Raw genomic sequence first — 7,728 nt, forward strand, 5'->3', positions numbered from 1 at the left:
CGATCGGGAGCGGCCTCGGTAACCTGCGGACCTGTTCCCGGTCCTCAGGTCCAGTCGACCGTCAGCCGGCCGTCCCGCTCCCCCACCTCGGTGCCGAACTCGGCGCAGGCGGTGGTGAACCGTCGGCGGATCCACTCCCACTCGGCTCCCCGGGCGGGGCGGGTGCGGCAGAATTCGAGGGCCAGCGGCAGGGCTTCCAGTCGGACCGGCGCCAGGTGCGCGCGGTCAGGGCCGTCCAGCGTCACCAGGAAGAGCAACCCGAGATCGTTGCGCAGCACCGGGTCGACCGCGTAGTCGTCGACGAAGCCGCCCATGTCGTACAGGACGCGGTCGGCGACGCCGTGGAACACGTGGGCGGAGTGTCCGGCGACCAGGGTCGCCCCGGCCGCCAGCAGCCGCGGGGCCGCCTCGCGTACGTGCGGTGGCGGCCGTGAGGTCATGTTGGGGCCCCAGTGCGGGGTGACGAGCACCGCGTCGGCCGCCCGGGCGGCCCGGGCGACCAGCGCGGTCAGCCAGTCGGGCACTCCCGTCCACAGGTCGGCCCACGCCACCCCGGGGCGGCGCACCCCGGCCGCGTAGTCCGCCGGGTGGTCGGTGACCCCGACCACCGCCAGCCGTACTCCACGGGCCTCCAGCACGGCGAACTCCCGCGCTGCCGCCCCGTCCCGCCCGGCGCCGACCGCCCGGACACCGGCGCGTTCCAGCAGGGTGCCGGTGTCGGCGAGCGCGTCGGCGCCGTAGTCCAGCGCGTGGTTGTTGGCCAGCGTCACGCAGTCCACCCCCAGCTCCCCGAGGACGGCGGCAGCCGGGGGCGGGGCTCGGAAGAAGAACGGCTTGTCCGCGTCCGGCCACCGCTCGCCGCGGTCCGAGACGCAGCACTCCAGATTGAGCACGACCAGATCGACGGCCGCCAGTGCCTCCCGCACCTCGGTGGAGAGCAGCGTCCCAGGCGTCGGCGAACGCCGGATCTCCTCGGCGACGGCACGCCCGAGCATCGTGTCGCCGGCCAGAGCCACCGTGAGCGTCATCCTCCGGGGCCACCTCCGTTCGTGCGCCCGCGGCCCGTACCCCGCTCCTCCAGACTCGGCCCGTCCCCGTTGCGGAGCAACCGCCGCCCGGGCACTCGGGACGCGGACGGACGTGCCGCGGCGCGCTTCCCGGAGGATCATGAAGGTCAGCGAACCGACCCGCACCGGGCCTCCCCGAACCTGCGGGGCCGGGCCGGGCAGTCCGCCGTCAGGTCGTACTCGGGGTCGCACGCCCTGGAGGTCTCCGTGAACACCACTGCCGCACCAGGCCCCGCCGGACCGATCGTCGTCGGCACGGACGGCTCCGAGCCCGCCCGCAGGGCCGTGCTCTTCGCACTTCGCGAGGCGCAGCTGCGCGGGGTCGGTGTGCGGGTCGTCTGTGCCTTCGGCGGCAAACACGCCGAGCCCGGGACGCGTGCCATGACGGGCTGGGCAGCGAGCGGTGAACCGTCACCGAACCTGGAGAACGCCGTCGCCCGTGACGTGACGGACGCGGTCGAGGAACTGCGGCAGCAGGTCGGCGAGCCGTACGTGGAGATCGAGGTGCGTTGTGACCGCGGCCGACCCGCCCAGGTCCTGCTGGACGCGAGCCAGGACGCCGCCCTGCTGGTGGTGGGATCCCGCGGCGCCGGCCTCTGGGGCCGGCTCTCACTCGGTTCGACCAGCACCGAGATCGTCCACCACGCCCACCTGCCCGTCGTGGTGGTGCCGCACAGCACCGGGCCCGCAACCGGGTGAACGGCGCCCGCGAACCGGCAGAGCGCCGGAAGGAGAGCAGGCAGTGCAGTACCGAACCGTCGGGGACGTCATGACGCGTGAGGTCGTCACCGCCCGTCCCGGGACCACGTTCAAGGAGATCGTCGGCCTCCTCCACCGCAACGACATCACCGCCGTACCGGTCGTCGACGACCGTCGCCACCCGGTCGGGATCGTCTCCGAAGCCGACCTGATCCGCAGGGAAGCGGCTCTGCTGGGCGAGGGCCGCCCGGTGTCCCGTTGGATCCATCCGCACGAGCGCTATCGCGCCGAGGCGGAGACCGCCGAAGGGATGATGACCAGTCCCGTCGTCACCGCACACGCTGAGTGGACCCTCGCGGAAGCCGCCCGGGTGATGCACCGCAAGAAGCTCAAACGGCTACCCGTGATCGACCGGGACGGGAGGCTGACCGGGATCGTCAGCCGCAGCGATCTCCTCCAGCCCTTCCTCCGGGACGACGACTCGATCCGCGAGGAGATCGCCGACGACGTCCTCCTCAGCACCCTGTGGGTGCCGGCCGAGGCGGTGGAGGTCACCGTCGACGACGGCGTCGTGACGTTGACGGGCAGGGTGGCACGCAAGAGTCTCATCCCCGTCATCGAGGGCATGTGCCGTTCGCTGGACGGGGTGGTCGCCGTCCGCCAGTCGCTCGCCTTCGAGGTCGACGACACGCACACCGACGCCGAGCAGCGAGGCACCGGCCCGCACCCGGCTCCCCCTCACTGAGGCGGGGAAGTCCGGCGCCTCCCGGGGATCCGCGACCCGGTCCAGAATCCCGTTCGCGTTCATCCGGAACACCTCCGCGATGCGGTCGCCACGCCCGCCATGAGCCGGCCCCCACTCCCTACCGGCCGAACGGGCACGCTCGACGTTCGCAACACCTCCAGCGTCGCTCCGCAAGCAGGGCACCTCACAGCGCGACCGTTGCCGCACGGCCGAGGACCGTTCGGCCCTCCTGCCACCTCTGCGTCCACGGAAGGCTGGGTGGTGAAAGCAGAGGGACCCCGAACGAGATGGGCTGATGAACGTGTCTGCGCAAATCGTCTACGTAGCACCGCAGATCGGGATTCCCGTGTGTGAGGAGCGATTGGACATCTGCCTCCACGACGCGGAGTACTGGGCGGAGCACCTCGGGAACTACAGCGCGAAGCTCCAGGCCAAGGCCGATTTCTTCCAGGTCTCGGCGGTCGCCCTGAGCGCCGTGACGAGCGGCGCCGCCTGGACACTGATCTCGTCGAACAGGGCGACCTGGGCCGTGGTGCTCGTCGCGGTCGTGTCCCTGCTGACGGCATTGGCCGCAGCCTACCCACGGGCCCGGAACTACTCCCGGGGTGCGGTCGACGCGGCCCGACTCAATGCCGACTACGGGCGGCTGTACGGACGTCTGATGGACGCGCGCCATGCGGTGGAGACAGGACGAAGCCCCTCCGACGACCACCTCCAGTCGCTCGTCGAGGAATTCCAGGCGGTCAGGTCCAAGCGCCAGATGCTGCACCCCCGGCCCGCTCGGCTGGAGCACGAGCTGGAGCAGCAGCTACAGGTCCGAACCGTGGACGTGGAGGTGGACGTCCCGATGCGTCCACCGGTTTCCACGGACGGATCGAGGTGGCTGCGCTTCCGCTCCAACCTCCACGCCTACCTGGACCCCTTCGCGCCTTCCTGAGCAGTGACGGCCGAGCTCACCGGACCACAGGAGAACCGTCAGGTCGCCCGGTACGCCGGACGACCTGATTTCGAGGGTCCTCGCGTCCACTCACCCCGCGCAGGCCGGGCGGGCCCGCGTCCGCCTCCCTGGGACGGCGCCGGGCAGCAGGGACCCGGCCGCAGTCGCCGACCATGATCACCCCGCCGCGGAAGACGGCCGGGAACCGCTCGGGCCGTCGGGGCCCTACGGCTCGCGGCCCTGGCCCGACCGGCCCTGCCCCGATCGGTCGGCGGCGGCCGACGATGAGGGTGACCGAGGCTCCGCACAGGGCCGGTGACGGGACCGGCCGGGGCCACGAAGGAGTCTGTGATGGACGGCTTCGAGACGCGCCGCCCCGTGATCGTGGGAGTCGATCGCTCCGAGGCGAGCCGGTGGGCCGTGCGCTGGGCGTCGGACGAGGCGGCGGGGCGCCACCTGCCGTTGCGGCTGCTGCACGCGCAGGAGTGGCCGACCGGACGAACCGCCGGTGAAGCGGGCCACCCCTGGGAGACCGGCCTGCGGGCCGCCGGGGAGGCCGTGCTGGGCGCCGCACGGCTGCTGGCCGACCAGCGGCACCCCGGGCTGGGAATCACGTCCGAGCTGGCCGAGGGCCGGCCCGTGCGGGTCCTGCGTGAGGCGGCCGACGAGGCCTCGCAACTCGTTCTCGGTGTCCGCCGGTTGAGCGACGTACGCTCCGCGCTGCCGATCGGCTCCCGGGGAGCCTCGCTGGCCGGCCACCTGAACTGCCCTCTCACGCTCGTCCCCGAACCCGCCGAGGGCGTCTCCGGTCCCGCCGGAGGCATCTCCGGTCCCGGGCCGGTCGTGGTCGGGGTGGACGGCTCCCGGGCCTCCCACGGGGCGGTCGGCCTGGCCTTCGAGGAAGCCTCGCTGGCCGGGACCGACGTGCTGGCGGTGGAGGTCCGGCGCCCGGTCGAGGCGGGCCTGCCCGATCTGATCGAGGAATCCCTGGTGAACCCGTCCGAGGCGCTGGCCGGATGGCACGAGAAGTACCCGGACATCCGGGTGCGGCACGAGGTGCTCACCGGATCCCCCGCCCCCGTGCTGGCCGCCGTCGCGACCCGCTCCCACTGCTTGGTGATCGGCAGCCGGGGCCTCGGCGGCTTCCGCGGCCTGTTGTTCGGCTCCACCGGCCGCGCCCTGGTGCACCGCTGCACCGTGCCGCTGGTGATCGTGCCGGACCGCGCCACGGCCTGACCCCGGAGGTCGTCATGAAGACCACGAACGAACGCACCGACACGGCGGACCCCGGCGACCTCGGCCGACGAGCCGCCCGGCGCCGTACCCAACTCGGGCTCACCCGCGAACTGGTGGCGGAGCGCGCCAGCCTGGATCCGGGGTTCCTGGAGCACCTGGAGACACACCCCGTCGTGGTCGGCGTGGGCACGCTCACCCGGCTTGCGGACGCGCTCGACACCACGGTCACCGACCTGCTCGGTGGCGGGCGCGGCGTCCTGTCCGGCCGGGCCCGCGCCAACGCCCGCGTTGTGCTGGAGACGTTGGACCCGGCAGGGTGCTGGGCCAAGCTCACCCCCGGCGGCATCGGCCGGGTGATCCTCACGGCACCGCACGGCCTGGTGGCGTTGCCCGTCAACTACCGGGTGCTGGACTCCACCATCCTCTACCGCACCGGATCGGAGGGTACCCTCGCCCGGGCCGCCGACGGCGAAGTCGCCTTCGAGGTCGACCAGTTGGACGAGCTGTTCGCCACCGGATGGAGCGTCCTGGTCAACGGCACCGCCTCGACGGTCTCCGACGAAGACGCCGTGCGCCGGCTCCGGCGGCACGCCGACCCCCACCCCTGGGCGGGCGGCGCCCGGGACACCTGGATGCGCATCCGGCCCACCGGGATCTCCGGCCGGATCATCCGCCCGAACGGGCCGCCGGTCATCGGGGAGGGGCGCACCCGATGACCGCGGAACCGCACGTGCCCGTGGCCGACGGAGGCTTCGCCCGGTGCGCAGCTGCTCGTCGTGGGCAACCGTGGATACGGCGGGTTCACCGAAGCCCTCCTCGGCTCGGTCAGTCAGCACTGCGTCCACCACGCACGCTGCCCGGTGGTCGTCGTGCGAAGCGCCGAACCCGGGCCCCGGGCGGAGCCCTGAGCGGTCAGGCGATCGACCATCGGGCGGTCGTCAGCGCCCTGCCCCGTGGGGCACCACTGCCTGACCGCGCCACGCAGGGCCGGTCGGCCCGGCCACTGAGGTCCGACCGCCCTCCCGCCCACCGCGGCCACCGCGCGACGCTGGAATCAGCACGTCCCCGCCCCTTGGAGGCCGTCATGGCCGGCGAACTGCTCAGGAGATTCCCCTTCGGCTACCGGTGGCCCTCCCTGCCGGACCTGTTCGAGGACTTCCCCCTCGACCTCCGGATGCCGAACGACGAGCACATGATCCGCATCGAGGCGTCCGAGACCGACGGCGTCTACCAGCTCAAGGCAGAACTCCCCGGCATCGACCCGGACAAGGACATCACCATCAGCATCGACGACAGTGTGCTGACCGTCCGGGCCGAACGCACGGAGGAGAAGAAGGACAAGCAGCGCTCCGAGTTCCGCTACGGCTCCTTCACCCGCAGCGTTCGGCTCCCCGCCGGCGTCCGCGAGGCGGATGTCACCGCCACCTACGACCAGGGTGTCCTGACCGTCCGCGCACCCATCGGCGAGGCCAAGAAGCCCGCCCGCACGATCGAGATCTCCCGAAGCTGATCTCCGTCACCCGCAAGCCCGGGGCCCGCTGCCCCAGGCCCACCCGATCCGGAGGCCCGGACATGACCACCAAGACCCCGGCACGAATGCGCACCAAGCAGTGGACCCTCCGCCTCGACCTCTTCGAGGAGGACGACACCACCAAGGTCCACGCCGTCCTCGACACCGGGGACAACACCCTGGAAGCCCGCACCACCGCCCGGCGCAACCCCCACGACCCACCCGTCCCGGAGATCGGCGACGAGTACGCCGCTGGTCGCGCCCTTGCCGAACTCGCGCGCCAACTGCTCCACGCCGGCATGACGGACGCAGCTGCCAACGAGCAGTAGCGGCGACATCCAAACAGCAGGGTGATCGTTCCCGCGACCCAGGAGGTCGCTTCCGGCTGTCCCCCGAGAGCGAAACCTCAGGTCTGCGCATTGCGACGGGCCCGGCGATTCGGCGTGGCGAAGAAAGCCGTTCCAGAGTCGAGTGGGCCGGGCCCGTGCAGGCTGCCGGCAATGCTCCCCCCGGCGACCGGCCGAACAGCGCACGGCGCGGCATGCGATGGGACATCCTCATAGGTCAGAGCGCGATATTCGATCGTCGCCCACACGGATGGTGCTCGCATGACATTGCCGCCAGCCCCGATCTCGCCCGCCTCTCACCGGTCCGTACGATGCACGCACCGGATCGGCCGGCGTACTTGTTCTTGAAGTAGCGGGCCTCGTTGGCCCGCAGACCGGCGAGCGCGGCCGCGACGGGCGACGACTCCAGGCCGACGGTCCACACGGTTTCGAAATCCACGGCGTAGGTCACAGCGAGTCCTTTCTCGGTGACGCCGACGGCGGACGACCGGCGGGCGGACGGACGGCCAGCGGCGAACGGCGGACGGCGGACGGCTGCGGGCACCTCGGGCCGCCGGATGCCGGTGATCCCATGCGGCGCGGGCGGAAGACCGGGGGAACCGGAACGGCCGGTCAGTCGTGGTCCCCGGCGAAGGGCCCCTCGTCGACGAAGCGGCGCAGCAGGCGGGCGAAGGTCCGGGCGTCGTCCTGCGGCCAGCCGGCGAGGGCGTCCTCGATGCCGGCGGCGAGCCGCTGCCTCGTCGCCTCGATGACGGCGCGGCCGTCGTCGGTGAGGTCGAGCAGGGTGACGCGGCCGTCGGCCGGGTCGGGCCGGCGCCGGAGCAGGCCGGCCTGTTCCAGGCGGTCGGCGCGGCGGGTGACGGTGGTGCGGTCGAGTCCGATCTCGCGGCCGAGGTCGGCGGCGCTGCACGCGCCGGTGCGGGCCAGACCGCTGAGGACGGGGTAGGTGAGGTCGTCGATCGCCTCCCCCAGCCCCTCGGTCAGGTGGGTGTGGAGGCGGGCGCGGGTGCTGCGCCGCAGGAGCAGCCCGAGGGCGTCGGCGATGTCGTGTCCGGTCGAGTGCGAGGGCGAGTGCTTCACCCCACCAGATTAGCGTGCGCTGAGCACGCTTTTCCGCTACAGTCATAAGCGTGCTTCAGGCACGCATCTTCGCTCGATCCGCAGCGGGACGCCCCCGCACCCAACCG

The 7,728-nt window shown here is 72.5% G+C and carries 10 protein-coding genes and 1 pseudogene; 8 read left to right on the forward strand and 3 right to left on the reverse strand.

The genetic code is table 11. The annotated features are described in order from the left end of the window. Nucleotides 1-44 precede the first annotated feature (44 nt). Nucleotides 45-1,028, reverse strand: coding sequence for a CapA family protein (locus ACIGG8_RS04445; RefSeq protein WP_396545719.1), 984 nt, complete (start codon nucleotides 1,026-1,028; stop codon nucleotides 45-47). A gap of 246 nt (nucleotides 1,029-1,274) precedes the next feature. Between ACIGG8_RS04445 and ACIGG8_RS04450 the strand changes: the two genes are divergently transcribed. From ACIGG8_RS04450 to ACIGG8_RS04485, 8 genes and pseudogenes are all read left to right on the forward strand, one after another. Continuing rightward, entirely contained in the window at nucleotides 1,275-1,766 is a 492-nt protein-coding gene (locus tag ACIGG8_RS04450; protein WP_396545721.1) for a universal stress protein, read from the forward strand. Between the two features lie 43 nt (nucleotides 1,767-1,809). Beyond that, the gene (locus ACIGG8_RS04455; RefSeq protein WP_396545723.1) at nucleotides 1,810-2,511 is read left to right on the forward strand and encodes a CBS domain-containing protein; all 702 of its coding nucleotides are present in this window, start codon (nucleotides 1,810-1,812) and stop codon (nucleotides 2,509-2,511) included. Nucleotides 2,512-2,806: 295 nt separating this feature from the next. Continuing rightward, on the forward strand, nucleotides 2,807-3,448 hold the full coding sequence (locus tag ACIGG8_RS04460) for a hypothetical protein (RefSeq protein ID WP_396545725.1): 642 nt from the start codon (nucleotides 2,807-2,809) through the stop codon (nucleotides 3,446-3,448). A gap of 351 nt (nucleotides 3,449-3,799) precedes the next feature. Further along, on the forward strand, nucleotides 3,800-4,684 hold the full coding sequence (locus ACIGG8_RS04465; protein ID WP_396545727.1) for a universal stress protein: 885 nt from the start codon (nucleotides 3,800-3,802) through the stop codon (nucleotides 4,682-4,684). 14 nt (nucleotides 4,685-4,698) lie between these two features. Further along, nucleotides 4,699-5,400: a helix-turn-helix domain-containing protein gene (locus tag ACIGG8_RS04470; RefSeq protein WP_396545729.1), complete on the forward strand. Its 702-nt coding sequence runs from the start codon at nucleotides 4,699-4,701 to the stop codon at nucleotides 5,398-5,400. Nucleotides 5,401-5,448: 48 nt separating this feature from the next. Beyond that, a pseudogene (locus tag ACIGG8_RS04475) lies at nucleotides 5,449-5,592 on the forward strand (universal stress protein); the annotation flags it as partial. A gap of 176 nt (nucleotides 5,593-5,768) precedes the next feature. After that, nucleotides 5,769-6,194 carry an Hsp20/alpha crystallin family protein gene (locus tag ACIGG8_RS04480; protein ID WP_396545731.1) on the forward strand — a complete coding sequence of 142 codons (426 nt, stop codon included), beginning with the start codon at nucleotides 5,769-5,771 and terminating at the stop codon, nucleotides 6,192-6,194. A 62-nt stretch (nucleotides 6,195-6,256) separates the two neighbouring features. Then, on the forward strand, nucleotides 6,257-6,523 hold the full coding sequence (locus ACIGG8_RS04485; RefSeq protein WP_396545733.1) for a dsRBD fold-containing protein: 267 nt from the start codon (nucleotides 6,257-6,259) through the stop codon (nucleotides 6,521-6,523). Between the two features lie 235 nt (nucleotides 6,524-6,758). Here the strand turns inward: ACIGG8_RS04485 and ACIGG8_RS04490 are convergent, their stop codons facing one another. Together ACIGG8_RS04490 and ACIGG8_RS04495 are read right to left on the reverse strand one after the other, a co-directional pair. Beyond that, the gene (locus ACIGG8_RS04490) at nucleotides 6,759-6,992 is read right to left on the reverse strand and encodes a hypothetical protein (protein WP_396545735.1); all 234 of its coding nucleotides are present in this window, start codon (nucleotides 6,990-6,992) and stop codon (nucleotides 6,759-6,761) included. Nucleotides 6,993-7,153: 161 nt separating this feature from the next. Beyond that, a complete protein-coding gene (locus ACIGG8_RS04495) occupies nucleotides 7,154-7,621 on the reverse strand; it encodes a MarR family winged helix-turn-helix transcriptional regulator (protein ID WP_396545737.1) in 468 nt (155 codons plus the stop codon). Nucleotides 7,622-7,728 lie beyond the last annotated feature (107 nt).

Source organism: Kitasatospora sp. NPDC085464, from assembly GCF_044541955.1.
GTDB lineage: Bacteria > Actinomycetota > Actinomycetes > Streptomycetales > Streptomycetaceae > Kitasatospora.

Bases quoted from the DNA above. Each gene is read 5' to 3' on its own strand.
- ACIGG8_RS04445 (WP_396545719.1), bottom strand. From the start codon at position 1,028: ATGACGCTCACGGTGGCTCTGGCCGGCGACACGATGCTCGGGCGTGCC.
- ACIGG8_RS04460 (WP_396545725.1), top strand. From the start codon at position 2,807: ATGAACGTGTCTGCGCAAATCGTCTACGTAGCACCGCAGATCGGGATT.
- ACIGG8_RS04465 (WP_396545727.1), top strand. From the start codon at position 3,800: ATGGACGGCTTCGAGACGCGCCGCCCCGTGATCGTGGGAGTCGATCGC.
- ACIGG8_RS04470 (WP_396545729.1), top strand. From the start codon at position 4,699: ATGAAGACCACGAACGAACGCACCGACACGGCGGACCCCGGCGACCTC.
- ACIGG8_RS04480 (WP_396545731.1), top strand. From the start codon at position 5,769: ATGGCCGGCGAACTGCTCAGGAGATTCCCCTTCGGCTACCGGTGGCCC.
- ACIGG8_RS04485 (WP_396545733.1), top strand. From the start codon at position 6,257: ATGACCACCAAGACCCCGGCACGAATGCGCACCAAGCAGTGGACCCTC.